Consider the following 24,838-nt stretch of genomic DNA (forward strand, 5'->3'; position numbering starts at 1 on the left):
GTGACCGTAATCCGTGCACCAGCAAGGCGATAGGCCACCCACCCCGCCGTACCACGTGCCCACAGTCGAGGGCCCCGGCCGATGATCCGCCGGGGCCTTTGTGCGTGCGACGGATCTCAGATGGTCGCGTTGTCGATCACGAATCGGTACCGCACGTCGCTCGCCAGCACCCGCTCGTACGCCTCGTTGATCTCGGACGCGGCGATCAGCTCGATCTCCGCGCCGATGCCGTGCTCGGCGCAGAAGTCGAGCATCTCCTGGGTCTCAGGGATGCCGCCGATCATCGATCCGGCGAGGGTCTTGTTGCCGCCGATGAGGGAGAACGGGTGGAAGGTGATGGGCTCTTCCGGGACGCCCACGTTCACCAGGGCGCCGCCCGTCTTCAGCAGGCTGAGGTAGGCACTCAAGTCCAGCGGCGCCGACACCGTGGAGACGATGAGGCCGAAGGAGCCGGCGAGTTCCTCGAAGGTCTTCGGGTCGCTGGTCGCGTAGTAGTGATCGGCGCCCAGCTTCAGGCCGTCGTCCTTCTTGCGCAGCGACTGGGACAGGACAGTGACCTCCGCGCCCAGCGCGTGCGCGATCTTGACGCGTACGTGGCCGAGACCGCCCAGCCCGACCACGGCGACCTTCTTGCCGGGGCCCGCACCCCACTGCTTGAGCGGCGCGTACGTGGTGATGCCCGCGCACAGCAGCGGCGCGGCGGCGTCCAGGGACAGTCCGTCGGGGATACGGACGGCGAAGTCCTCGTGGACGACGACGTGCGTGACATAGCCGCCGTAGGTGGGCTCGCCGTCACGGCCGAGGGCGTTGTACGTCTGAACGGCCCCTCGTACACAGTGGTGTTCCTGGCCGGCCTTGCAGTTGCCGCACTCGCCGCAGGAGTCGACCATGCAGCCGACGCCCACGCGGTCGCCGACCTTGTACTTGGTGACGCCGGGGCCGACCTCGGAGACGACGCCCGCGATCTCGTGGCCCGGGACCATCGGGAAGATCGCCTGGGCCCAGCCCTCCCTGGCCTGGTGGATGTCGGAGTGACATATGCGGGGGTTGCGCGCCCGACTGCCTTCTTCCGGCCGGGCGCGTTTTCACCGTAGCTCATGTTCGCGTCAGTGCGAACATGAGCTCATCACCCCTCCCCTCGCAGGCGGGGGACGACGTCGGCAGCGACCAGCCCCGTCGCCGTCACCGTCACCGTCACCGTCACCTACTGCAAATCGCCAGAGGTCGGCCTTCTCCATGGTAATTGACAGGGTACGAACGTACCTCATAACGTACCCACATCCGGGGCAACCCAGCCGGCTCAACGAGGAGCACCGATGCAGCACCTGTACGAGATAGATGTCCGAGTTCCGATGCGTGACGGTGTAGCCCTCGCCGCCAACGTGTGGCATCCAGTCGAGGGGAAGGCTCCGACGCTGCTCGTGCGCATGCCCTACGGCAAAGACGTCTTCGGCATCACCCTGGGCGGTGTCATGCCCGACCTCATGCCTTTGCTGGAGGCGGGCTACGCGGTGGTGGTGCAGGACTGCCGAGGCACCCACCGCTCGGAGGGCGAGTTCGTTCCGCACATGGCCGACCGCAACGACGGCGAGGACACCGTCGCCTGGATCACCGAGCAGCCCTGGTCCGACGGCACGGTGGGCATGTACGGCGGGTCCTATCTCGGGATGGTCCAGTGGGAGACCGCCGTGACCGGCGCCCCCGGCCTCAAGGCGATCGCACCGTCCGTCACCTCGATCGACAACTACGAGGCGCCCTGGTACGGCCCGGGCGGTGCGCTCTCACTGAGCCTGGTCACGCTATGGAACGCCATGATGTACACGGCCGACGCCCAGCGGTCCCTGGCGGCCGGCGAGGGCTCCGTGTCTCAGCTACAGCAGCTCGGTCAGGCGGCGCTGTTCCCGGAGCCGCTGAACGACGTGCTGCCGACGGCCGAAGTCCCGGTACTGGCGGAGTACGGGAAGTGGTGGGACGACTGGATGGCCCACCCCTCCCACGACGAGTACTGGGATGCCATGGAGCTCACGCCTGAGCTCAAGAACGTCACCGTTCCGGCGCTCAACATCGGTGGCTGGTACGACCTGTACATCGGGCAGACGGTGCGCACCTACACCACCGCCCGTCAGAAGGCGGGCAGTGCGCAGGCTCGTGAGGGGCAGCGGTTGATCATCGGTCCGTGGGATCACATCTCCTCGACCGGCGTCTATCCCGACCGCTCCTTCGGCCCGCTGGCCAGTGCCCAGATGCTGGGTCTGACCGGCCTGCACGTGAAGTTCTTCGACCGCTGGCTCCGTGGCGACACCACCGCTCTGGACGACGTGGCACCGGTGAAGATCTTCGTCATGGGCATCGACCAGTGGCGCGACGAGCAGGAGTGGCCGCTGCCCGACACGAGGTGGACCGACTTCCACCTCACGAGTGCCGGCCATGCCAACACAGCGGGCGGCGACGGTGTGTTGACGACCGAAGCGCCAACCAGCGCCGGGCACGACACCTACCTCTACGACCCGCGCCGCCCGGTTCCCACGGCCGGCGGGGCATCCATGCCGGTGACACTGGAACTCTGCGGCCCGGTCGACCAGCGGTCCGTCGCCGCCCGCGAGGACGTCCTGTGCTTCGCCGGGCCGGTGCTCGAGGAGCCCGTGGAGGTCACCGGCCCGGTCAGCCTGACCCTGTTCGTCTCCTCGTCGGCGGTGGACACCGACTTCACCGCCAAGCTCGTCGACGTCTTCCCCGACGGCAAGGCGATCAACCTGTGCGACGGCATCCTGCGCGCCCGCTACCGGGGCGGCCTGGCCACGGAGGAACTGATGGAGCCCGGCACGGTCTACGAGATCACCATCGACATGACCGCCACGTCCAATGTGTTCCTTCCGGGCCACCGCATCCGCGTGGACGTCTCCAGCAGCAACTTCCCCCGCTACGACCGCAACACCAACACCGGAGGCGTCATCGCCCGCGAGAGCGAGGAGCAGATGATTCCGGCGGTCAACCACATCCATCACGGGCCCAACCACCCGAGCCGTCTGGTCCTGCCGGTCATCGACCGGAAGGACCAGCGATGAGCGCCGCCGACCGGGTCGCCGAACTGACCGCGACCTTCGCGGCTCCTTCCCTCGACGTGGCCGGGCTGCTGTGCGACCGGCACCCCGCAGACCGCGTCGCGTTCACCGTCGTCGACGGCAACGGCAAGGCTTCCAGGCTGACCTTCGGCGAGCTCGCCGCGGACTCGCACCGCTGTGCGCGGGCGCTTCAAGGACTCGGGGTCGGTCCCGGTGACAGGGTGGCGACCCTGATGGGCAAGAGCACCGACCTGGTCACCGTCATCCTCGCGATCTGGCGGCTCGGCGCGGTCTACGTCCCGCTGTTCACCGCGTTCGCACCCCAGGCCATCGCCCTGCGCCTGGAAGGCTCGGGGGCGCGCGTCGTGGTCGTCGACCCGGACCAGCGTCACAAGCTCGACCCCGGCCCCGACATGACGGACGACCCCGAGCGAAGGGTCGTCGTCACCGGAACGAGCACGGCGCGCGGTGACGCGTCGCTGGCCGATCTCGTCGCCGCCGCGTCACCGGAGCCGGTGCCCGCGGTCATCACGAGCGGGGACGGACCGCTGGTGCACATGTTCACCTCCGGGACCACCGGCAAGCCCAAGGGCGTCATCCACCCCGTCTCCTACATCGCCGGATGGCAGATCTACCTGGAGTACGCCCTGGGCGTCACCGGGGACAGCAGCTATTGGTGCGCCGCCGACCCGGGCTGGGCCTACGGGCTGTACTCCGCGATCGTCGCTCCGCTGGCCGCCGGCATCCCCAGCCTGCTGCTGTCGGGCGGATTCTCCGCCGAGACGACCTGGCGCACCCTTGTCGAGCACCAGGTCACCGACTTCACCGCCGCCCCGACCGTGTACCGAGGGCTGCGCTCCTCGTCGGTACCGGTGCCCAAGGGGCTGCGTCTGGAGCGGGCGTCCAGCGCGGGCGAGCCCCTGACCCCCGAGGTCAACGAGTGGGCCGCCACCGCGCTCGGCCTGGCCGTGCACGACCACTTCGGCCAGACCGAGGTCGGCATGCCCCTGGCCAATCACCACCATCCCGAACTCGCCCGCCCCCTCAAGGCCGGATCGATGGGCCGGCCGGTGCCCGGCTGGAGCCTCACCGTCCTGGCCGACGACAAGGACGAGCCGGCCGGACCGGGCGTGCTCGGCCGGGTCGCGATCGATGTCGCGGCGAGTCCGCTGATGACGTTCCGCGATTACCAGATCGCCGGGCAGAGCGGCTCCAAGTTCACCCCCGATGGCCACTGGTACCTCACCGGCGACGCCGGGCGGGTCGACGCCGACGGGGACTTCTTCTTCTCCTCCCGCGACGACGACGTCATCATCATGGCCGGCTACCGGATCGGGCCGTTCGAGATCGAGAGCGTCCTCGCCCAGCATCCCGCGGTCGCCGAGTGCAGTGTCATCGGCGCCCCTGACGACGTCCGCGGCGAGGTCATCGAGGCGTACGTCGTCCTCCGCGACGGCGGCGACGGATCACCGGAACTGGCCACCGAGCTGCAGCAGTTGGTCAAGACCCGCTACGCCGCCCACGCCTACCCGCGCACGATCCACTTCATCGACAGCCTGCCCAAGACACCCAGCGGCAAGACGCAGCGCTACCTGCTGCGCAAACGCCGACGCACCGAACTCACCACCCCGGAGTCACGTTGACCGGCATGGAACCTCTGCTCGTCGAGCAACGCGGCCCCGTCCGATGGCTGCTGCTCAACCGACCCGAGCGGCGCAACGCCCTCGACGTCACCCTCATAGAAGCCCTGGACAAGCAGATCACCAGCGCCGAGGCCGACCCCGACACCGCGGTCATCGCGGTGGCAGGCAACGGACCGAGCTTCTGCGCCGGAGGAGACTTCCACCAGTTCCTCGAACTGCACGACCGCGGCGACAATCCAGTCAACTTCCTGACCGACGTGTCGGCCTGCTTCAGCCGTATCGCGGCCAGCCCGAAACCCTGGGTCGCCGTGCTGCACGGCCACGCTGTCGCCGGGGGCCTCGAACTCGCGCTGGCCTGTGATGTCGTCGTCGCCGCCGACACCACGCTCATCGGCGACGGCCACCTCAACCGGCGCCTGGTCCCGGCCGGCGGGTCGAGCGTCCGGCTGCCCGACGCGGTCGGACGGGGCCTGTCACGCTGGCTCCTGCTGACCGGCGAACTGCTGCCCGCGACCGCCTTCGAGCACACCGGCTGGATCCGCGCGATCGTGCCCGAGGCCGACCTCGACGCCACCGCCACCCGCATCTGCCATCAGCTGGCCGACCGCCACAGTCCCGCTCAGCAACGGCTCAAGACTCTGCTGCACAGGATCGACGGCATGGCCCCCGAGCAGGCCCTTCGCGAGGAACTGGCCACCTTCGCCGACAACTGGTCGGCGAGCTCGGTGCCCGACGCCCTGCGGGCCTTCCTCGCTCCCCACACCACGAAAGCGGACATCAAGTGAATCGCTACCAGGGACGCGTCGTCGCCATCACCGGGGCCGCACAGGGTCTCGGCCTCGCCATGGCGACCCGGTTCGCCGCGGAGGGCGCCGCGGTCGCGCTGGCCGACGTCAACGAACAGGCCCTCACCGAAGCCGCCGGGACCATCACCGACGCCCACGAGGCGAAACTCCGCACCGACAGGGTGGACGTGACCGACTCGGCCCAGGTCAACGCCTGGATCGACGGCGTCGTCGCCGACCTCGGCCGCCTCGACGTGCTGGTCAACAACGCCGGCATCATCCGCGACAACCGCGTCGAGGACATCACCGACGACGACTGGCACGCGGTCATCGACGTCAGCCTCACCGGCGGCTTCCACTGCGCCCGCGCCGCGTTCGCCCCCATGAAACGCCAGGGCTACGGCCGTATCGTCAGCTTCTCCTCCATGTCCTGGCGTGGGAACTTCGGCCAGACCAACTACGTGGCCGCCAAAGCGGGCATCGTCGGCATGACCCGCACCCTCGCCCTCGAAGGCGCACGCCACGGCATCACCGCCAACGCCATCGCACCCGGCCTCATCGAAACACCCATGCTCGCCTCCATGAACGGCCCCGCACGCGACAAACTCACCCACAAGGTCCCCATGCGCCACACCGGCAGGCCCGAGGACATCGCCGAAGCCGCTGCCTTCCTCGCCAGCGAGGCCGCCGGCTATATCACCGGCATCGTCCTGGACGTGGACGGCGGCATCTCCATCGGATCCTCCATCCGGTAACCGCGAGCCTGCGGCTAGCAGGTGTTCATCCACGGCACTCGACCGTCGTCCGGCCCAGCCACACTGACCGGGCCGCAGTGACAACGCCCTGATCGCCGATATCGACCCATTCGCCGGGCCGTCGTCACCGCGACGGCGGCAACGAGGGAGATGAAACCCTGTCGGGACGGTCAATGACCGTCGCGGTCTCTCCTTTTCCGACGGGCAGATGGCTGCCTTCGAAGCTGTAATTGGCCTCACTCAGGGGGTCAGCACCACTACCAAGCGGGGGTTACCCCCATTACCTGCCGTGCCTCCACTGCGTAGCGTGATCGTCGTTCCCAGTTCTGTTCGATTCGATGGAGGAATAGCGACAGTGAAGTACAGGCTTCGTCGGCGGGGTGGTCGGCAAGGGAAGCGCCTCGTGGCCCTGGCGACGGTCACCGCGGCGATTGTTTCGGGGATGATGGTGCTGGGAAGTGGGCCGGCCGTCGCGCACGCAGGGGTGGAGCCATCCGTTCGCAGTGCCACCGCGTCACTGCGAAGTGACCTCGAGAAATATCTGGACGCTCAGGGCACTAAGGATCATTTCTCAGCGGTCTCCCTTCGGGTGACCTATGCCGATCAGCGACCTGATATCTCGGTCGATGCGGGGACGTCCCGCTACGGCGGTGGTCGACCGGTGAACAGCAAGGCGCTGTGGCAGATAGGCAGCAACACCAAGGCGTTCACGTCCGTGCTGCTGCTTCAACTGGAGGCCGAAGGAAAGCTGTCCATACGGGACAAGCTGGGAAAGTGGCTTCCCCAGTATCCGGCGTGGCGCGATGTCACCATCAAGCAACTGCTGTCGATGACCAGCGGCATCCCCAGCTACACCGAGCAGAATGCGTTCCTGAAGGATTTCGACGCCAATCCCTCCACGCGCTTCACGCTGGAGCGCCTGATGTCCTATGTGGAGGGCCTGCCACTGGGTCCCGCGAAGTACGAGTACTCGAATACGAACTACCTCCTCGCGCAGATGATTGTCGAACGAGCGTCGCACGATACTTACCATGAGCGGCTCGCCGAGCGCATCATCGAACCTCTCGGAATGAACGACACCTGCCTCCCCCCGGACTGCCCTCCGGACACGGCCTCGCGCATGCCGACGCCGTACTCCACTCATTCCGTCCTGCCGAAGCATCTCAACAAGTCACTTCCTCGGCTCCGCCTGTCCTGGGCGCAGGGGGCGGGTGGCCTGGTGAGTTCACTGAGAGACATGACGGCTTGGGACAGGGCGCTGTACAGCGGTCGACTGCTGCCCTCAGCGCAGCAGCGCGAGCTGGAGTCCCTGGTCTCGGCGAAGACGAGTAAGCCCATCAAGAGCGTCACGGCCGACGATCCCATCGGTTTCGGGCTCGGTGTCGTGAAGTTCGTCCATCCTGTGGCCGGGACGGTCTGGGCCTATGAGGGGGCCACTTTTGGAAACCGGGTGCTGCACATGTACTTCCCGAAGACTGGCATGATCATCGCAATTGCTGTCAACAGCGCCGTTGGCGAAGGGGACACGCTGCCCGACCTCGCCGGTACCGTCTACAAGACTCTTTCGGCGCAGAAGGCACAGGCTCTCCCACGGCACCAGTAGCCCCGGAGCCAGCTGCGTGACTTCCAGGTAGCTGCACTGCGAGGTCTGAGCTCCCTTCTTCCCGAGCTTGGCCTTTAACGTCGCAGGTCACTCGGCCTGCTGAGGCCCCGGGAATCGGCAGGCCGTGATGCGGCCATTCTTCGCGGTGGCGACGAGGTACGACAACCCCGCCGTCCGCTATGAGGCGACCGTGCTGGTCGCGGCCATCAACGAATGGCTGTGACCAGCACTTCGAAACACGCCCTAGCAGCTGGCACTGCGCGGCGAAGGGGGTCTCTACCCAGGGCGACGTCGTTCCGGTGATGTGTTCGGGTTGATCACGCGATGCCGAGGGTGATCACCGGGCGGTTTGTGTCACGCGCGTGGTGGCGGAGCCCAGCGGCGATGTTCACGTGGTCGGTGAGCCGGAGAGCACCGATGGCCACGTTGTGCAGGGATACCATGGTGCGCGGTGCGGTGCTGGTGCACACGCCAACGCCCTGAGAACATCGCGCAGTTCGCGTTGGTTCCTACACTTGCCCCATGGTGGCTGCATGGGTGTGGGTACCCGTCTCATTGATCCTCTTCGGAGTCTGCATCATTTGCTGGCTATCAGCCTGGGACATCTACCGGCTGCGGCGTCACGGGATGCGCACGAGCGCTCAGGTGTCGGGTTTCCGCCACACGAAAGGCGCCGACTCCGACCCACGTCACCACGTCCTAGTGATCTTCTGCCTGCTCGATGGCACGGAAGTCGAAGCTGAGTCCATGTCGTCCAATCCGGACGGATCGAACACCTTGGTCCGGGGAGACGCGATGGACATCGTCTACGACCCCGCGAAGCCGACCCGCATCTGCGTCACCCACTTCGAGGAGCACCGCTTGCGGGTCTCAGATGGTCTGGCCTATGCCATCAGCGCCGTGGCGGCAGCCCTCTTCGCCGCTCTGGCGCTGGCCCAGGTCTTCATCAACTGACCGCAGTCGCCTACCCCGGACCGTAGTCGTGGTTGCCGCCTTCATTACCCAGGGCGATGTCGTTCAGAGGTGTTCGGGCTGATCACGCGATGCCGAGGGTGATCAGCGGGCGGTTTGCGTCACGAGCGTGGTGGCGGAGCCCAGCGGCGATGTTCGCGTGGTCGGTGAGCCGGAGAGCGTCGATGGCCAAATTGCGCAGGGATGCCATGGCGCGAGGTGCTGTGCCGGTACGCAGGCGGGATGCGTCCTCGGCGTACGTGGTGTCCCTGACGTGGTGGATCTTGTTCTCGATACCCCAGTCGTCGCGGACACGGCGGGCGATCTCGGCTGCGTCGGCCTGCTCCGGCGTCAGGTCGGTGACGCCGTAGATGCGTTCCAGGCTGAACCTTGCGGGTGGTGACGATTCGTCGGCGGCGCACGATCTGGACGGCTTGCACCGCGGACGGGAAGGCGATGTTGGTGGCAGCTCTATGCCGAGGCAACCTCAGGGCGGCAGATGCCGGAGTAGGCGAGGCGAACCAGGACACCAAGAGAACCTCCTCTGCGTCCTGGCCGCGGTCGATCGGGAGTTCCCGGTTGTCGAGGTCCAGGCGCCGCACGGTCTCGGTCAGGCGTATCGCGAGCTCGTTGCCGACCGGGCGCATCCGCAGACCCGCCCCGCCGGCCGCCGATCCGGCCCGTCAGGTTGATGTCGATCAGGGAGGCCGCACTCCACCTCGCTGCCATCCTCATTTGGACAGCCGCCTGACCCCCGAAGCGGCTTGCCGCAAAGATGACCACATGGACGATCTTCTGAAGTTCCTCGTCGCACGCATCATGGACGACAACCACGCCTATGCCTACGTGGCCGACACCCTGGGCGGCGAGGCTCTTCTCGACAGCCATCTCCCCATGCTCGATCTGGCCGAGCAACTGGCACACGAGTACACGGCCATGGATCCCTCGGACTCCCGCTCGGCCGGCCTGGCATACGCGCTTCGGGTCCTTGCCCAGTCATACGCAGAGCACCCCGCCTACCGACAGCAATGGCGCCCATAGCCCTTCAAGGAGACACGCCCGAGCCGTACGACGGCGCGGCCGACGAGGGCATGGAGCCCTTGGAATCATTGGTCGGTGACCACATGGATGCGCTGTTACTGGGACGAGGAAGACGTCTGGTTCTACTTCGAGGTCGACGCCGAAGGCTGGGTGACCAGGCAGATCGAACTCCAGGGTCCTGCATCGACCCCGATCGCGGCAGCTTCCCTCGAAGAATGGCAGCGGGCCCAGGACGCAGGCCGCCTCGATGAGTACGACAGCAGGTTCGGGATCACAGCCGAGCTGCCCGTCTCGGAATGGGAAGGCCACGACCCCGAGCAACTCACCTCCGAGGAATTCGAGGAAGTCTGGGGTCCTGCCCGTCAGCAGATCGCATCCCGGCCCCGCTGACCCCCCGGCCTGCCGAGGCTCCTTGGCATCATCTCGACATGACCCCGCCCCTTCCCCGCACCGTCCGAGCCGTCGACACCGCTCAACTTCTGAACTGGCCCAGGAGGCCGCCGTGCACGGCTTCAGTCAGCGGCTCCCACTGGCACGAGCCGCGATGTCCTCCATTCGCTGTGGGATCTCACGTTCGGCTGCACGTCGCACCGCCCGCTTCATATCGACTGCACTCTCCGTGTCCTCGACGAACTCGCCCACCGCGCAGGGCACATCGACCTGGCCGGCGAGCCCCGCCGCGACACCTCCCACCATGTCCGGGGCTACGCCTGAGCTATCCTGCGCGCATGTGCGGACAGTTCACCGGCTGGCCGGAGCAGGCCCTGGACGTGTTGTGGCAGCTCCAGGGCGAACCGACCCACGCGACCCGCGAGCGTTACCGCGCGGACCGCGAACGCCTGGTCAGGCAGCCGATGATCGCTCTGCTCAACGACGTCGCGGACACCGACCCCCGGTACGAGGACTTCTCTGTCTGGCACTACCGCACCGACTCCTGGTGGTGGCAGCACCAGGGTGCGGTGATCCGGCTCGGCCGCAAGATCGAGATCGGTCTCCGGTTCGCCCTGGACGGCCTGCGGATCCAGGGCGCCTGGTGGTACCCCGATCCCGGCCAGGTGGACATGTTCCGCAAAGCCGTGGCCTCCGAGGGGAGCGGCCGCGAACTGTCGGCCATCGTCGAGGACGTGCGGAAGAAGGGCTACGACATCTCCGGGGACGTGATGAAACGCCCCCCGCGCGGCTTTCCGACGGACCACTCCCGTACGAACCTGCTGCGCCACCGTTCGCTGATCGCCGCCCGTCCCCTCGGCTGTGAGGAGTGGCTGCACACCCCCGAGGCGGTCGACCGGGTCCTCTCGGCCGCAGCCGACCTGGACGCCCTGCTGATGTGGCTGGTTCGCCACGTCAAACGCGCCGCCTGACATCACGAGGGCGCCGCACGGCCCGGGAGAAACCACACCCGAGCCGCCGGCCCCAGCGCTCAGACGATGGTGCGCACCTTCAGCGCCGACCGCTCGTCCATCGCCCGATACGGCCAGGGGGAGGGTCGAGGACGGGCCCCGAAGAGCACATCCGGCAGGAGTTGGGGGAATGCTGGCGGATCCATTCCACGAGGAGGTCCCGCGGGTGAGACCAGCGGGAAACAGTTTGTGGGACGTGGTCACGCCGTGGTCGCGGCAGGCGCAGTCATGTGTGCTCGGAACCCGGCTCAGTGCTCGCGAGGCCGCGGCATTGGTGGCCGCGAACGTCCCCGCAGGCAACGGTCCGGCCATCGAGGGAGGGTGGCCGACCCGAACCCCAGCACCGCCTGACTCGGGCATCGAGCACTCCTGGGCGGGCCAATCCGGCGCCTGAGCACGCTACTTGGCCAACCTGGCCAACTGTGACGCGCAGTTCACAGCTCATGATCGTGTTGCGAGCTCTACGGCAAGTCACTTCTTTGGACAGTGGTCAAGTTCGGAAATCCTTCGAGGGTTGACTGCGGAGTCGGTGTCGTGAGTGTCGCCTGGTCAGATGCCGTAAGCAGGCGAGGAGTTGGCAGGCGCAGTCAAGGGCGCGCGCCCTCGGGCCGCTGGCCAGGACGGCGTCCGGTCACACCACCCGAAGACCCCAGTCTGCCATTTTCTGTTATGCCAATTGACACGCCATTAAATCGGGCCTACGGTCCTGCCCATGGAGGAACGCAGGGGGCGCGGTCGGCCCCGCAAGAATCCGGAGCAGCTCGCGCGATGGACACCGCCCGAAGGCTGGTCCCGACTGGTCGCCTGGATCTCGCCCGAGGAGAAGAAGGCGCTGAAGCGGGTTGCCGTCGAGGCTGAGGTCTCGGTAGCGGACCTGGTCCGCGCGCTGGCGGGCGGCCTGGCGTCCGGGACCATCACTCACGAGGAACTGGTCGGCCACGTCAGGAAGGGCATGCAGGTCATGGAGAAGATCCCCACGCTGTTCGAGCGGGACGGCGCCTTCCGGGTCGTCGACCGGCCGCGGGTGGAGTGTGCATGGGTGTTCGACGGCGAGGGGGCCCCGACGGAGAAGCTCGACGGAACCAACGTCCGTCTCACCGTCCGGGCGGGCCAGCTGGTACGGGTGGAGAAGCGGCGCAACCCGAGCAAGCTGCAGAAAGCACAGGGGATCAAGGATGGCTGGTACGTCGACACCGTCGAGGGGGCCGCGGAGGACAAGTGGGTTCTCGCCGCCGCCCGCAACACTGACGTCACGTCGTGGCCGGACGGCGAGCACTCCTGTGAAGCGCTAGGACCTCGCGTCCAGGGCAACCCACTGGGGCTGGACGACCACCGGTGCGTGCCGTTCAACCTGGAGGTGCCGGTCTACCAGAGCGTGCCGCGCGACTACGCCGGCCTTCGTGACTTCCTCGCCGAACTGGAGAGCCGCTTCGCCCCCGGCGCTCTGGCCGAGGGCATTGTCTTCCACCACCCGGACGGTCGCCGCGCCAAGATCAAACGCAAGGACTTCCCTGTCTCCGGCTAGGAGACAGGGGAAGATCCCGCCCTGAAGGCCGAATCACCCCGGTTTACCAGTGCATGTCAATTTGTGGTAACCGGTGCTACCAGAGCCGGTGTTCAACATGGGCGCCCCCGAATTCGAGGAAAGCATCGCTGAACTGTGCCGCCATGACGGCTGCACCGACGTGCGGCGGGTCAGGGGGCGACCACCTGGGCGGCCAGATGACCGGCTATCTGCCGGACGGCCGGAAGGCTGCCGTTGAAGTGGCAACGAGAGTGCGAAGACAGCTCTGTAGGCGCCGACCGCCTCCGAAGGTTCGACGATGCCGCTCGCGCAGGGCTCGGCGCTGAGGTGACCATCTTTGTCGTCCTCGGGCCGCTCGCCAAGCGCGAACACAGGACCGCCGCTCGCCGTCACTTGACGCTGACTGCGGTCTGAATCCGACCCGCAGAGAGGTCAGTTGTGCTCTACCAGGGCACCGGGATCCGGTGAACAGCGTAAAAGGGAACGGAACAGCAAAGGAGTTGGGGGGCGGATGATGTCTGTGACGGCCTTCCTTTTGTCGCCGTGTGTGGAGAGACCGGAGGGCAGCCGTGAATGACCGCCGTACAGAGCTTTCCGTATCCCCGGACAAGAGCCGGTTCGGGCGCATTGCACTAGCCGTCGTACCGGCGGTCATCGTGCCGGGTATAAGCATGACGCGCATGCTCGCCGGCGGGCGCGGCACCAGTGAGGGGATCGGGTCGATGGCGGTTCCCGCTGCCATCGCCCTCGTCGCGCTCCCCTTCCTTTGGTATGTGGCCTATGCGGTCCTGCACACCGTGAACACGTATGTGGCACTCGTGGACGGCGCCGTCTTGGTGCGCAACTGGGCGCGCCGACTGACCGTCATCGAGGGGCCCGGCTTCGTGGCCCGTACCCATATCAACTCCAGCGGCATCGCCGGCGCGGTGCTCGTCGTCGGTGACGACCGCGCCGCCGTCATGCTCAATCCCCGCCAGTGGCGTGAGGCCGAACTCGAGAAGGTGTGGCGTAGGGCGGCTCTTCCTCAGCAGTTCGGGGGTACTCCGACCCCACGTGAACTTCGCAAGCGTTATCCAACCATCCGGATACCTCTCTACATCCGGTATCCCGGCGTCGTCTACACCTTCTGGACCATCCTGGTCATTCTCTACATCGGAGTGGTCATCAACGTCTTCGCCCGCATCTGAGGGTGCGGCGAACCGGACGCCGACGAGGTGTGTGAAGGCCACGGATTCCCTCGCCGCGTAACGGAACCGTGTCCGAGATCACGGGGAATCTTCAGTTTCACCACCTGGCGCCCCGCCACGGTGGACTCCAGGCGGTTGTACACCCCGGCCGCGTAGGTGGCCGGACAGTGCACCAGGCTCGCTCTGCACTCCGGCACCGCGCCGCGGGTGGCGAAGTAACCGTTGCCGAGTGTGCACAACGACTCGCGCAACCGCTCCGCATCGGGGTCGTACCCCTCGTACTCCCAGATCCACTCCGACATCCGTCGGCCTCACCCTCTGCCCTCACCACGCGTGTGGGAGTTCAGGCCCACTGCGGGACAACGGCCACCGGGCACTCGGCGTGATGTAGCAGAGCATGGGCGACCCTGCCGAGTCGCACACCGAAGCGGCCGTGTCGCCGCAGCGCGCCCACAACGATCAGGGCGGCGTCGGCCGATGCGTCCAGCCCTCGGTGGAATCGCCGACGACGGACTGTCAGCGGTGGTACCGGGCGGACCACAGGGGCTCCACCCGGTCCCATTCGGCGTCCCACTGCGCGTACCTTCTGCGGTTCAGCACCAGACGCATCCCTTTGCGCCCAGTGACGAAGCCGGCGTACACGGCGACCGCCGTCAGGCCTCCTGTCAGCCAGCCGGTGGAGTTCGCGTTGCCGGCGGACATCGGCGGTCCCTGAACGGTTTCTTCCCTGTCCACCCAGATCCGCACGGTCGAGCCCGGGGTCTTGTCCAGCGGTACGTGGGCGGTTCCGGTCTGCTGCCGGCCGTCCTTCCCGGTCCAGCTGACCCGTACCGTCTGCTTATCGTCCACGGCACTGCCCGGTGCTGCCTCGGGGGCCGAGGTCACTCGTGCGGTGATCTGGTGCCGCTGCGCGGACTGGGCTTCGACGGTGCGCATCGTGGACGCGTAGGCAGCCAGCCCCGCGCTCACCGAAGCCAGTGGCAGTCCGATGGCGAGCACCAGAAGCAGCAGTCGGGAGCACCAGGCTTCGACACGGTCGGACGTACGCCTCAGTGGGTTCGCGCCTTTGGGCGGGTGCTGCTCCTGGTGCGGTCGGTGAGGACCGGATGCGTGTGGCGGATCCTGTCTGCCCATGGTCTGGCCTCCAGCTGTCGCTGGTGCGTCCCCCACCACCTTCTCCTCCTCACCACCTTCCAAGTGCGCCCGGCTCCGTTCATGGGGCCGAAGGTCCCTGCTGACCAGCACTCGGCCCCTCCCGCCCGGATGCGCCGCATGCCGGCGGACCACCGCCTGTCCCGGCTGGTACGGGACGGGGCCGCCGTCGACAACGTGCTACGGGCCGTCACCCGGCACCTCGCCACGTGGCACGCCAAGGCGCCGCGCAGCCGGGACGTGGACGAGCAGGGCACGAGGGACGCGCTGTCGTCGCGGTGGGAGGCAGGATTCGCGCAGGTCCGCGCATTGGCCGATGACGGCTTCGTGCCCGACGGGGTGGCGGAGGTCGAGCGGCTCGTACGCCGCTATCTCGTCGGCCGCGAGCGGTTGTTCGAATCCCGTATCGAGCAGGGGCGCGTGATCGACGGACACGGCGACCTGCTCGCCGAGGACGTCTTCTGCCTCGACGACGGCCCCCGTGTCCTGGACTGCCTGGAGTCGGGCGCGGAGGCCGCGTCGCGACGGCTGGTCTCGACAACGTTGCGCCACCTGCGCACTTCCGCCGTCTGCCTGACGCTCGTCGGCGGACTGCCGGGCAGCGGGAAGTCCACCCTGGCCGGGGCGCTGGCCGACCGCCTGGGGGTGACGCTGCTCAGCAGCGACCGCCTCCGCAAGGAGCTGTCGGGCATCCCCCCGGAGCAGTCCGCGGCAGCCGGCTACGGCGAGGGCCTGTACACGCCCGAGTGGACGGCCAGGACCTACGCCACCCTGCTCGACCGCGCTGCCGCCCTGCTGTCCTCCGGAGAGTCCGTCGTACTGGACGCCACCTGGTCCGATGCGGCGCGGCGTGAAGCGGCCCTGCGCCTGGCCGAACACACCAGCGCCGATCTGGTGGCCCTGCACTGCCACGTCCCGGACGACGTGGCGGCGGCCCACCTGAGCAGGCGCGCCCCCGGACCGTCCGACGCCGGCCTCGACGTCGCCACCGGAATGACGGCGAAGGAACCGCCATGGCCCGAGGCCGTCGCCGTCGACACCGGTGGACCGCTGGAGTCCGCCGTCTCTCAGGCACTGGCTTCCGTACGCCCGTGGGGCATCCGCCAGGCCCCGGTCCACCGCCGCCCCTCCATGGAGGCGGACTAGAGGAGCGGTCATGCCCGCGCTTTCGCCTCTTCGGGAGGAGGCCACCATCGGTGAACAGAGACCGCTCGCCTCTGGCGAGGGATGGCGGGCCGTGGCCGCATGTTCCCTCATGACGAAAGGACCCGTGCACACTGCTGGTCACATTCCGGCTGCGCCCGGTACGCGGGCGCGCGCACGCGCTGTTCCGCAACGAGGGCCCGCTGAACACGCCGCTCTTCGTCGGCTTCCCGGGGTTCACCCGGGACGCCCTCAAAGTCGTGCTGCACCGCGAGTGAACCATCGGGGCGGCAGGAGTTCGAAAGGACCGTCCGGTCCCCCGACCGGGACCGTCCGGCCCTACAACCGGTCAGCGAGCAGCGATGTCATGGACGTAGAGCCGAGGGCCACAAGGAGACACGGAGAAGCGGAACAGGGGCCGTGCACCGTGTGATTCGGGCCCGCGAGAAGCGGGCGGCCCTCGGCTCCATGGACATCGGCAGTGTGCCGTGACCCGGGCCGTGTCCTTCGGCCGAAGTGCGACCGGATCCCACGGTCACCGCCCTCGGCGCCCAGGGGGTCGAAGCCGTCATCGGCGTGATCTACCCGCCGCAAGTGGCCCTGGTCGGCTTCGGCCGGGTCGTCGAACGGCCGTGGGCCGTCGACGGCCTGCTCGGCGTACGTCCCGTGGTCACGGCGCCCCTCTCCGCGGACCGCTGTGCGACGGACGGCGCCGTCGGCGCCCGCTGTCCCACGGCCGTCACCCGACTCCTGCTCGCCGACTTCCTTCTCGCCCACTCGGTGCCTTTGCACTGGTCCCTCCCGAAGGCGGGTGACCCGGATGAACGCTGAGGCCACCGGCGCGGGCGAGGTGACGCGGGTGCTGGTCGTGGAGGACGACCGGGGCATCGCCGAGTCGTTGGTGCGCGGGCTGCGGCAGGCGGGGTACGCCGTCGAGGATGTCCGCACCGGGGGTGCCGCCCTGGCGGCCGCCTCCTTCGATGTCGTCCTGCTGGATCTGGGGCTTCCGGACATCGACGGTATCGAGGTGTGCCGGAGGCTGCGTGCCCGGTCGGACGCGGCGATCATCGCTGTGACAGCGCGGGGTGAGGAGGCCGACCGGGTGGTGGCCCTCGACGAGGGTGCCGACGACTACCTGGTCAAGCCGTTCGGGCTGGCCGAGCTGCTGGCGAGGATCCGGGCGGTGCTGCGCCGACGGCGTCCGGCCGGGCCGGAGATCGTCCGGCACGGCCCGCTGGCACTCGACCTGCGCACCATGCAGGTGTCGGTGGACGGCCGTGCGGTGGCGCTGACGCGGAAGGAGTTCGGCATCCTGGAGTGCCTGGCCGCGGATCCGGGGCGCGTGGTGAGTCGGCAGCAGATCCTCGAGCAGGCGTGGGACGCCCACTGGTACGGACCGACGAAGGTGCTGGACGTGCACATCGCGGCGCTGCGCCGCAAGCTCGGTGTGTCCGGCCTGATCGAGACGGTCTACGGGCACGGCTTCAGGCTCGGGCCGGTCCAGGCACCTCCGGAGCAGTCGTGACCCGCCGGATCGCCTGGACGCTCGTGGTCCTGACCTCTGTGCTGCTGGTGCTGGCGCTGGTGCCGCTTGCGGTGTCGCTGACGGCACGCGAGCGCGTCGCCTACCGCGACAGCCAGCGCGCGGCCACGAGGGTGATCGCCGCGGCGGCCGAGGAACACCTCTCCGACGGCAAACCGGTCACCCTCATGCGCAAGGAGCTGGATGCCGCTGCCCGAGCGGGGGACTGCGCCGCCGTGTACGACGCCTCCGCGCACCTGGTGGCCAGTACGCCGTGCACGGCGGCGCAGGGTGAGGAGGCGGAGGAGTTGGTGGCGGACGTGCTGCGCGGGCGTGAGCCGGAGCCTCCGGAGAGCGAGGGGCGCCTGCTGGCCGCGGAACCGGCCGGTGACGTGCGCGAGCCCGTCGGCGCGGTGGTCCTGGCCCGGTCCTCCGCTCCGCTCGATGCCCGGATCGCGGCGATCTGGGGCTGGTCCGCGGCGATCGGTGTCGCGGGGCTCGCCGCCTCCGTACTGCTGTCCGTCCGCCTCGCCCGCTGGGTGAGCCGGCCCCTGTCGACGCTGGGCGCATCGGCCCGGCGGCTGGGCGAGGGCGCTCTCGACGAGCGGGCCGACGTGCGAGCCGGTCCGCCGGAGGTACGCCGACTCGCGGCCACCTTCAACACCATGGCGGCGCGCACGGAAGCCCTGGTGCACGGGCATCGAGCCGTGATCGCGGACGTGTCCCATCAGCTGCGCACCCCGCTGGCCGCGCTGCGGCTGCGCCTCGATGTCCTGGCCGCCGGCTCGGACGACGCCACCGCTGCCGATCTTGCCGCCGCCCAGGAGGAGATCTCCCGGCTGTCCCGGCTGGTCGACGGGCTGTTGGCGGTCGCGAGCGCCGAGCAGGCCACACCCCGCCCGACCGCCGTGCGGATCGACGAAGTGGTGGCCGAACGCGTTGCCGCCTGGGCGCCCGTCGCCGAGGAGCGCGGCGTCCGGCTGGCCGCGGACTTCGACGGTGCGGCACCGCTCGTCGCGCTGGGGGCGGGGCACCTGGAGCAGATCCTCGACAACCTGATCGCCAACGCCGTGGACGCCGTGCCGTCCGGCGGGAGCATCGCCGTCGACCACCGTGCGTCCGGAGGCGCCGCCCGGGTACGGGTCCGGGACGACGGTCCCGGCATGACGGCCCATGCGAAGGCGGTCGCCTTCCGCCGGTTCGGCAACCCCGAGGCCGGCGGGACCGGGCTCGGGCTCGCCATCGTCCACCGGCTGGTCACCGTCAACGGCGGCACGGTGGGGCTGGAGGACACCCCCGGTGGCGGGCTGACCGTCGTACTGGAGCTGCCGCTGTGGCCGGAGCGCGGACGGGAAAGGGCCGGCGGACCGAGATCTTTACCGGATCCGAAGAAGAGGTGAGCCAGTTCCCAAGAACCGTGAGCACAGCCTGGAGGTGTACGCGACCGATCCGGCCGCTGGCCCTTCAGGAGCCCCGCCATGGCATCCTCGCCCGACGACCCCCCGCCGACGCCCCCGCCGACCGGTTCCCCGCTCGCGCGCGATCGCGGCCTGCGCCGCAGCCGCCGTGTGACCCGGTGGATCGCGGTCACCGCCGTGGCCGGCGCGGCGGGGCTGGGCAGCCTCTACACGCACCTGCTGCCGGGAAGCTCGGCGTCTCCCGCACCGATCGTCACCCCGTCGGCACACAACCAGGCGCCGTCCCCCTCCGCCCCCGCAACGGGAGGGAACGCGGGGAGTGACCATCACGAGGACGACGACGAGGGCGCGGCCCCGGCCGCTCGACCCGCGCCGCAGCCTCCTGCCCAACCACCGGCTCCCACCCGGCAACAGCCGCACACGACGACGGGGGCGTCATGACCACACATGCGCCGGCCCCCTCCCCCGCCCAGGCCGTCTTCCCCGCCCTGGGCACCACCGCCACCCTGCTCGTCACCGACCCGGGTGCGCTGCCCGTCGCGGAAGAGGTCCTGCGCACCGAACTCCGCGCCGTCGACCTGACCTGCAGCCGCTTCCGGCCGGACTCCGAACTCACCCGCGTCAACCTGGCCGCGGGTGCCCCGACGACCGTGAGCGAACACTTCGCCGACGCGCTCCAGGCCGCCCTGCGGGCCGCCCGGATCACCGACGGTGCCGTGGACCCGACCGTGGGCAGCGCGGTGATCGCGCTCGGCTACGACCGTACCTTCGTCTCCGTGCGCCCCGACGACGTCCGCCCGGTGCCCGTCGGCCGCCCCGCGCCCGGCTGGCAGCGGGTCAGCTGGAACCCGCGCACCCGGCGACTCCGTCTGCCCCCACACACCCTCCTCGACCTGGGCGCCACCGCCAAGGCCCGCACCGCCGACCGTGCCGTCCAACAGGCCGCCGCGACGACCGGGTGCGGGGCCCTGGTCAGTCTCGGCGGCGACCTGGCCGTGGCCGGGCCGACACCGGAGGGCGGCTGGCGGATCGCGCTCGCCGACGACCACGCGCAGTCCGTGACGGAGCCGGGCCCGGCCGTGGCCGTGACCGGCGGGGCCCTGGCGACCTCCGGCATACGGGTGCGCGCCTGGCGGCGCGGCGGACGCACCCTGCACCACATCGTCGACCCCGGCACCGGGGAACCGGCCCCGCCCGTGTGGCGCACGGTCACCGTCTCAGCCGCCACCTGCGTGGACGCCAACACCGCGAGTACGGCGGCGGTCGTGCTCGGCGAACGGGCCGTGCACTGGCTGCGCTCCACCGGCCTGCCGGCCCGCCTGGTCGGCCTCGACGGCACCGTCGTACGCCTCGGCGGCTGGCCACCCGACTCCCCGTCGCCCGGCCCCGGAGGTCCGCGATGACGCCTCTCGCTCTGACCGGCAGCCCCCTGTGGTACGCCAGCCGCGCCGGCGGCACCCTCGCTCTGATCCTGCTCACCGCCACCGTGGTGCTCGGGATCGCCTCCGGCGGGCGGTCCACACCGCGCCGGATCGGCAAGTTCGAGATCGGACTGCTGCACCGCAACCTGTCCCTGCTCACCCTGGTGTTCCTCGCCGTGCACGTCGTGACGGCAGTGCTCGATCCGTTCGTGCACCTGGGGTGGGCGGTCACCGTGGTCCCGTTCGGAGCGTCGTACCGGCCGCTCTGGCTCGGGCTGGGCACGGCCGCGGTCAATCTGCTGCTCGCGGTGCTGATCACCAGCGCAATGCGGCTACGGCTGGGGGTGCGCCGCTGGAAGGCGGTGCACTGGCTCGCCTACGCCGCCTGGCCACTCGCCCTCTTCCACGGTGCCGGAACCGGCACCGACGCCCGCCTCCCACTCCAGCTGTGGCTCTACGCCGCATGCCTGGCCTCGGTGGTCGGCGCCGTGTGGTGGCGTCTGGCGAAGGCCGGTCCCGGACGGGTGGCCGGGCGGTTCGTGGCCGCCGCGACCGCGATCGCCGTACCGGTGGCGTTGACCGCCTTCCTGACCAGCGGGCCGCTCCAGCCCGGCTGGGCCCAGCGTGCCGCCACGTCCGCGCTGCTGATCGGAGGCGGACGGTGAACTCCTCGACCGCGGCACCCTTCACGCCCGGGCCGGTCAGCACATCCAGCGCGCGGCTGCTGGCGGGATGGCATGCCACCGGGCGACCGGCCACCTTGACCGATCACCTGCGACGCTACGGGCCGCCTCCCCTCACCGGGGACGTGCCGGGGCCGCTGGTGGACTCCGTCGAGGCGGCCGGGCTCACCGGGCGCGGCGGCGCCGGGTTTGCGACGGCCCGGAAACTGCGGGGCGTGCTGGGCGGCCGAGGTCCGGCCGTGGTCGTCGTCAACGCCATGGAGAGCGAACCCGCCAGCCGCAAGGACCAGTTCCTGCTCGCCCACGCACCCCACCTGATCCTCGACGGCGCCGTCCTCGCGGCGGCCGAGGTCGGAGCCGAGACCGTCCACGTGTGCCTGCCCCGCACCCGCACCGCCCAGCACCGGCAGCTCGGCACCGCCGTGGAGGAGCGGCGACGCGCCCGCCTCGACCCTGTACGGATATGCCTGCACGCCCTGCCGCACGGCTACGTCTCCAGCGAGTCGACGGCACTGGTGCGCTGGCTCGACGGGGGTCCGGCCCGTCCGCAGGGCAGCCCTCCGCGCAGCCACGAACGCGGGGTCGCCCGGCGCCCCACCCTCGTCCACAACGCCGAGACCCTCGCCCACCTCGCCCTCATCGCCCGCCACGGACCGGACTGGTTCCGGCAGGCCGGCACCCTGCACGAGCCCGGCACCACGCTCGTCACCGTCTCCGGGGCCGTCGCCGCTCCCGGTGTCCTGGAAGCACCGCTCGGCACACCTCTCGCCACACTGCTCGACCGTGCCGGAGGCCCCACGGGGCCCGTCCGGGCCGTCCTGCTCGGCGGCTTCGGCGGCACCTGGCTCCCGGCAGAGAAGGTGCACACGCCCCTCGCCCGCCGCGACCTGGCTCCGCTGGGCGCCGCACCCGGCGCGGGCGTACTCGTCGCGCTTCCTCACCCGGCCTGCGGGCTGACGGAAACGGCCCGGATGCTCGCCTTCCTGGCGGCCCACGGCGCCCGACAGTGCGGGCCCTGCCGCTACGGGCTGCCCGCCGTGGCCGAGGACTTCGCCACACTGGCCGCCGGACGGGCCCATCCGGAGCTGCTGTCCCGCCTGCACCGCCGAGCCGGTCTGCTACCCGACCGGGGCGCCTGCCGTCACCCCGACGGTGCCGCCCGCCTGGCCGCTTCCGCCCTGCGTACCTTCGCCGACGACGTCGACCGCCACCTCACCCACGGCTCCTGCCCCGCGGCCCACCGGCCGCCGAGGATCCCCGTACCGCCCGCCACACCACCGGAGACATGGCGATGACCCCGAACCGGACCCTGCGCGTCGACCGCATCGCCTGCACCGGTCAGGGCCTGTGCGGCGAACTGCTCCCCGAGCTGATCGACCTCGACGAGTGGGGCTACCCCATTCTCAAGGACCGGATCGTCCCCGACCGGCTGCGCGCCCACACCCGACGGGCCGTCGCCGCCTGCCCCCGCCTGGCCCTGCACACCGACGACAGATGAGGATGGCGCACAGGCCGACCGCTCCCCTCACTCTTCCCCGGCCGCCGAAGCGAGCCGATGCCGGGTCAGTCGTCCCCGTCGCCCGACGCCGTCTTGGAGAAGCCGTCCTGCCACGCCGCCTTCGCCCCCGAGTCACCGATGCGGTAGACGTCCACGACGGCTCCCGCGGCCACCACGAGCGACAGCACCGCCGCCGCGACGCGCACCGGCGTCGCGGACCACCGTGCGCTGCCGGACGCGCCGGATCCGGACGCGGCGGCCCGGCCGGTCGCCCACCAGACGGCGACCGCCAGGAGGAACAGGCCCCCGGCCCAGGGAAGCAGGCCGTCGCCGAGCTCGGCGTGCCGGCGCACCAGCGCGTTGCCGTCGACGTGTGCCTCCAGCCATTCGCCGGCCTGCGTGGTGAGCGGAACGCTCACGAGCGTGACCAGGGCGAGCAGCGGCAGGACGACGCCCATGCGCTGTGCCGCCTTGGGCCGGATCGCACAGACCACGAGTGCCAGAGCGGTCAGGGGGACGAGGACCACAACGAAATGCACGAGCAGTATGTGTGCGGGCAGGCCGTTGACCAGGCTCATCTGCGTATTCCTCCAGCGAGTTGGGGTTCCCGTGTCGATCAGGCGCGCCAGCCTGGCACAGGAACTTCTCAGCTTCTTCTGAGGAGTTCCGGTGCCCTCCGTCCGGCCCGGAAGCAGGGCCGGACGTCCCCTTCCGGGAACCCCTTGACCGCTTGTGCGGCACGGTCCCTGACAACCGTGCCGCACAAGCTCCTCTCCTCCCCGGTCACCAGGCCGGGAGAAACGCCCTCCGCCGACCGAAGGAGCCCAGATGTCCGAGTCCCCCGCACACCCCGCCCGCGGCCGTGTCGGTGTCATGCTGCCGCTCGACCTCCCCGTCGGCGAGGTGCTGCCCTATGTCCGGCGCGCCGAGGAGCTGGGGTTCGACCAGGTCTGGGTGGTGGAGGACCTCGGCTGGCGCGGCGGTGTCGCCCAGGCCGCCACCGTCCTGGCCGCCACCACGAACCTCACCGTCGGGATCGGGATCATGCCCGCAGGCGCCCGCAACGTGTGCTTCGCCGCAGTGGGCAGCGCACATCGACCCCCTGCCCTTCGCCGAGGAACTGCGCGCGCACCGCGCCGCCAGCTCCGACGCCCGGCACTTCGCCCGGACGATGCCCGCGGACTGGGTCCGTGAGTTGAGCATCGCCGGCACCCCCGCCCAGGCTCGCGCCGCGATCGACGCCCGCCACGCCGCCGGCGCGACCGGCGTCGTTCTCGCCCCCGGCAGGCCCCGACCGCCTGGCCGCACTGGACGCGCTCGCCCGCGCCCTGCCCCACCGGCTCTGACCCGAACGCCCCCGAAACCACGAGGGAACGGACCTCTATGTCCACCGACCGCCGCCGCATCGTGCTCTTCGACCTCTTCGGCGTCATAGCCCGCCACCAACGCCCGGGTGCCCTGGAGAAGATGGCCGCCCGCTGCCACACCTCCGCCGAGGACTTCAACACTGCCTACTGGGCCCACCGCCCGCCCTACGACGCCGGCTGGCAGACCGCGTCCGCGTACTGGACCCACGTCCTGCACGCGCTGTCCCGCTCCGCCGACGCCGACACGATCGAGGAGCTACGGCTCACCGACATCGACAGCTGGTCCCGCGTCGACGACCGCATGGTCACCTACGTACGGGACCTGCGGGACCGGGCCCGGGTCGCCCTGCTGTCCAACATCCCCGCGGACCACGCGGACGCCTTTCTCGCCGCCCAGCCCTGGCTGCACGACCTCGACCACCTCGCCCTCTCCGGAAGGATCGGTGCCGCAAAGCCCGACCCGGCCGCCTTCCAGTACTGCGTCGTCGCTCTGCAGGCCGCACCCGCCGACTTCCTCTTCGTCGACGACCGTGAGGAGGACGTCCGCGCGGCGCAGGAGGTCGGCATGGACGGGCACGTCTTCCGGAGCCAGGACGACCTCGCAGCCGTCATCGACGCGTGGCTGCCGACCCGTTGAGCGAGCCGCGGGCCGGGCATTTTGATGCGAGACACCTCGACCCGG

At 69.8% G+C, this 24,838-nt stretch carries 25 protein-coding genes and 4 pseudogenes; 23 read left to right on the plus strand and 6 right to left on the minus strand.

All coding sequences use genetic code 11. The features are described from left to right. Positions 1-116 precede the first annotated feature (116 nt). Positions 117-1,040, minus strand: a pseudogene (locus ACFYRY_RS22990) (NAD(P)-dependent alcohol dehydrogenase); the annotation flags it as partial. 312 nt (positions 1,041-1,352) lie between these two features. On the opposite strand from ACFYRY_RS22990, the gene ACFYRY_RS22995 reads away from it, so the two are divergent. From ACFYRY_RS22995 to ACFYRY_RS23035, 9 genes are all read left to right on the plus strand, one after another. Further along, positions 1,353-3,065: a CocE/NonD family hydrolase gene (locus ACFYRY_RS22995; protein WP_389148602.1), complete on the plus strand. Its 1,713-nt coding sequence runs from the start codon at positions 1,353-1,355 to the stop codon at positions 3,063-3,065. Next, positions 3,062-4,705 carry an AMP-binding protein gene (locus ACFYRY_RS23000; protein ID WP_389148605.1) on the plus strand — a complete coding sequence of 548 codons (1,644 nt, stop codon included), beginning with the start codon at positions 3,062-3,064 and terminating at the stop codon, positions 4,703-4,705. The genes ACFYRY_RS22995 and ACFYRY_RS23000 overlap by 4 nt, the downstream gene beginning before the upstream one ends. A gap of 5 nt (positions 4,706-4,710) precedes the next feature. Next, positions 4,711-5,490 carry an enoyl-CoA hydratase/isomerase family protein gene (locus tag ACFYRY_RS23005; protein ID WP_389148608.1) on the plus strand — a complete coding sequence of 260 codons (780 nt, stop codon included), beginning with the start codon at positions 4,711-4,713 and terminating at the stop codon, positions 5,488-5,490. Next, the gene (locus tag ACFYRY_RS23010; protein WP_389148611.1) at positions 5,487-6,245 is read left to right on the plus strand and encodes an SDR family oxidoreductase; all 759 of its coding nucleotides are present in this window, start codon (positions 5,487-5,489) and stop codon (positions 6,243-6,245) included. The genes ACFYRY_RS23005 and ACFYRY_RS23010 overlap by 4 nt, the downstream gene beginning before the upstream one ends. Positions 6,246-6,648: 403 nt before the next feature. Further along, positions 6,649-7,848, plus strand: a complete 1,200-nt coding sequence (locus tag ACFYRY_RS23015) for a serine hydrolase domain-containing protein (protein WP_389148614.1) — start codon at positions 6,649-6,651, stop codon at positions 7,846-7,848. A 522-nt stretch (positions 7,849-8,370) separates the two neighbouring features. Further along, the gene (locus ACFYRY_RS23020; protein ID WP_389148618.1) at positions 8,371-8,802 is read left to right on the plus strand and encodes a DUF3592 domain-containing protein; all 432 of its coding nucleotides are present in this window, start codon (positions 8,371-8,373) and stop codon (positions 8,800-8,802) included. Positions 8,803-9,582: 780 nt separating this feature from the next. Next, positions 9,583-9,840 carry a DUF6221 family protein gene (locus ACFYRY_RS23025; RefSeq protein WP_389148620.1) on the plus strand — a complete coding sequence of 86 codons (258 nt, stop codon included), beginning with the start codon at positions 9,583-9,585 and terminating at the stop codon, positions 9,838-9,840. Between the two features lie 87 nt (positions 9,841-9,927). Then, complete coding sequence (locus ACFYRY_RS23030; RefSeq protein WP_389150230.1) at positions 9,928-10,230, plus strand: hypothetical protein; 303 nt, start codon at positions 9,928-9,930, stop codon at positions 10,228-10,230. A gap of 338 nt (positions 10,231-10,568) precedes the next feature. After that, positions 10,569-11,201, plus strand: a complete 633-nt coding sequence (locus ACFYRY_RS23035) for a DUF2461 family protein (RefSeq protein ID WP_389148623.1) — start codon at positions 10,569-10,571, stop codon at positions 11,199-11,201. A gap of 59 nt (positions 11,202-11,260) precedes the next feature. Here the strand turns inward: ACFYRY_RS23035 and ACFYRY_RS23040 are convergent, their stop codons facing one another. Beyond that, a complete protein-coding gene (locus tag ACFYRY_RS23040) occupies positions 11,261-11,386 on the minus strand; it encodes a hypothetical protein (protein WP_389150310.1) in 126 nt (41 codons plus the stop codon). Between ACFYRY_RS23040 and ACFYRY_RS23045 the strand changes: the two genes are divergently transcribed. The 3 genes from ACFYRY_RS23045 (at position 11,371) to ACFYRY_RS23055 (ending at position 13,952) form a co-directional block, all read left to right on the plus strand. Continuing rightward, entirely contained in the window at positions 11,371-11,634 is a 264-nt protein-coding gene (locus tag ACFYRY_RS23045; RefSeq protein WP_389148626.1) for a DUF6193 family natural product biosynthesis protein, read from the plus strand. The two genes, ACFYRY_RS23040 and ACFYRY_RS23045, sit on opposite strands and share 16 nt — an antisense overlap. Positions 11,635-11,952: 318 nt before the next feature. Next, entirely contained in the window at positions 11,953-12,765 is an 813-nt protein-coding gene (locus ACFYRY_RS23050; protein ID WP_389148629.1) for a hypothetical protein, read from the plus strand. A gap of 671 nt (positions 12,766-13,436) precedes the next feature. Then, on the plus strand, positions 13,437-13,952 hold the full coding sequence (locus ACFYRY_RS23055) for a hypothetical protein (RefSeq protein ID WP_389148632.1): 516 nt from the start codon (positions 13,437-13,439) through the stop codon (positions 13,950-13,952). Between the two features lie 98 nt (positions 13,953-14,050). On the opposite strand, the pseudogene ACFYRY_RS23060 reads toward ACFYRY_RS23055, so the two are convergent. The 3 genes and pseudogenes from ACFYRY_RS23060 to ACFYRY_RS23070 all read right to left on the minus strand — a co-directional run. Then, positions 14,051-14,254, minus strand: a pseudogene (locus ACFYRY_RS23060) (hypothetical protein); the annotation flags it as partial. Between the two features lie 41 nt (positions 14,255-14,295). Then, positions 14,296-14,442, minus strand: a pseudogene (locus tag ACFYRY_RS23065) (universal stress protein); the annotation flags it as partial. Between the two features lie 26 nt (positions 14,443-14,468). Further along, positions 14,469-14,888: a hypothetical protein gene (locus ACFYRY_RS23070; protein ID WP_389148634.1), complete on the minus strand. Its 420-nt coding sequence runs from the start codon at positions 14,886-14,888 to the stop codon at positions 14,469-14,471. 294 nt (positions 14,889-15,182) lie between these two features. Here ACFYRY_RS23070 and ACFYRY_RS23075 point away from each other — a divergent pair. From ACFYRY_RS23075 to ACFYRY_RS23115, 9 genes and pseudogenes are all read left to right on the plus strand, one after another. Next, positions 15,183-16,250 (plus strand): annotated as a pseudogene (locus ACFYRY_RS23075) (AAA family ATPase); the annotation flags it as partial. A gap of 513 nt (positions 16,251-16,763) precedes the next feature. After that, a complete protein-coding gene (locus ACFYRY_RS23080; protein WP_389148636.1) occupies positions 16,764-17,078 on the plus strand; it encodes a 2-oxo acid dehydrogenase subunit E2 in 315 nt (104 codons plus the stop codon). Continuing rightward, positions 17,068-17,772: a response regulator transcription factor gene (locus tag ACFYRY_RS23085; RefSeq protein WP_389148639.1), complete on the plus strand. Its 705-nt coding sequence runs from the start codon at positions 17,068-17,070 to the stop codon at positions 17,770-17,772. The genes ACFYRY_RS23080 and ACFYRY_RS23085 overlap by 11 nt, the downstream gene beginning before the upstream one ends. Beyond that, positions 17,769-19,169, plus strand: coding sequence for a sensor histidine kinase (locus ACFYRY_RS23090; RefSeq protein WP_389148642.1), 1,401 nt, complete (start codon positions 17,769-17,771; stop codon positions 19,167-19,169). Before ACFYRY_RS23085 ends, ACFYRY_RS23090 begins: the two co-directional genes overlap by 4 nt. 78 nt (positions 19,170-19,247) lie before the next feature. Further along, entirely contained in the window at positions 19,248-19,628 is a 381-nt protein-coding gene (locus ACFYRY_RS23095; protein WP_389148645.1) for a hypothetical protein, read from the plus strand. Beyond that, positions 19,625-20,590: an FAD:protein FMN transferase gene (locus ACFYRY_RS23100; RefSeq protein WP_389148648.1), complete on the plus strand. Its 966-nt coding sequence runs from the start codon at positions 19,625-19,627 to the stop codon at positions 20,588-20,590. The genes ACFYRY_RS23095 and ACFYRY_RS23100 overlap by 4 nt, the downstream gene beginning before the upstream one ends. Then, on the plus strand, positions 20,587-21,273 hold the full coding sequence (locus ACFYRY_RS23105; RefSeq protein ID WP_389148651.1) for a ferric reductase-like transmembrane domain-containing protein: 687 nt from the start codon (positions 20,587-20,589) through the stop codon (positions 21,271-21,273). Before ACFYRY_RS23100 ends, ACFYRY_RS23105 begins: the two co-directional genes overlap by 4 nt. After that, positions 21,270-22,586 carry an NADH-ubiquinone oxidoreductase-F iron-sulfur binding region domain-containing protein gene (locus tag ACFYRY_RS23110; protein ID WP_389148654.1) on the plus strand — a complete coding sequence of 439 codons (1,317 nt, stop codon included), beginning with the start codon at positions 21,270-21,272 and terminating at the stop codon, positions 22,584-22,586. Before ACFYRY_RS23105 ends, ACFYRY_RS23110 begins: the two co-directional genes overlap by 4 nt. Then, a complete protein-coding gene (locus tag ACFYRY_RS23115) occupies positions 22,577-22,789 on the plus strand; it encodes a ferredoxin (protein ID WP_389148657.1) in 213 nt (70 codons plus the stop codon). Before ACFYRY_RS23110 ends, ACFYRY_RS23115 begins: the two co-directional genes overlap by 10 nt. 65 nt (positions 22,790-22,854) lie before the next feature. On the opposite strand, the gene ACFYRY_RS23120 is transcribed toward ACFYRY_RS23115, so the two are convergent. Next, positions 22,855-23,367 carry a DUF2231 domain-containing protein gene (locus tag ACFYRY_RS23120; protein WP_389148660.1) on the minus strand — a complete coding sequence of 171 codons (513 nt, stop codon included), beginning with the start codon at positions 23,365-23,367 and terminating at the stop codon, positions 22,855-22,857. Between the two features lie 250 nt (positions 23,368-23,617). Between ACFYRY_RS23120 and ACFYRY_RS23125 the strand changes: the two genes are divergently transcribed. After that, positions 23,618-23,983 (plus strand): LLM class flavin-dependent oxidoreductase, encoded by a 366-nt coding sequence (locus tag ACFYRY_RS23125; RefSeq protein ID WP_389148662.1) that lies wholly within the window; start codon positions 23,618-23,620, stop codon positions 23,981-23,983. Positions 23,984-24,172: 189 nt separating this feature from the next. After that, positions 24,173-24,793: an HAD family hydrolase gene (locus ACFYRY_RS23130; protein ID WP_389148664.1), complete on the plus strand. Its 621-nt coding sequence runs from the start codon at positions 24,173-24,175 to the stop codon at positions 24,791-24,793. Positions 24,794-24,838: the final 45 nt, after the last annotated feature.

It is taken from the genome of Streptomyces sp. NPDC005263 (assembly GCF_042872365.1).
Lineage (GTDB): Bacteria > Actinomycetota > Actinomycetes > Streptomycetales > Streptomycetaceae > Streptomyces.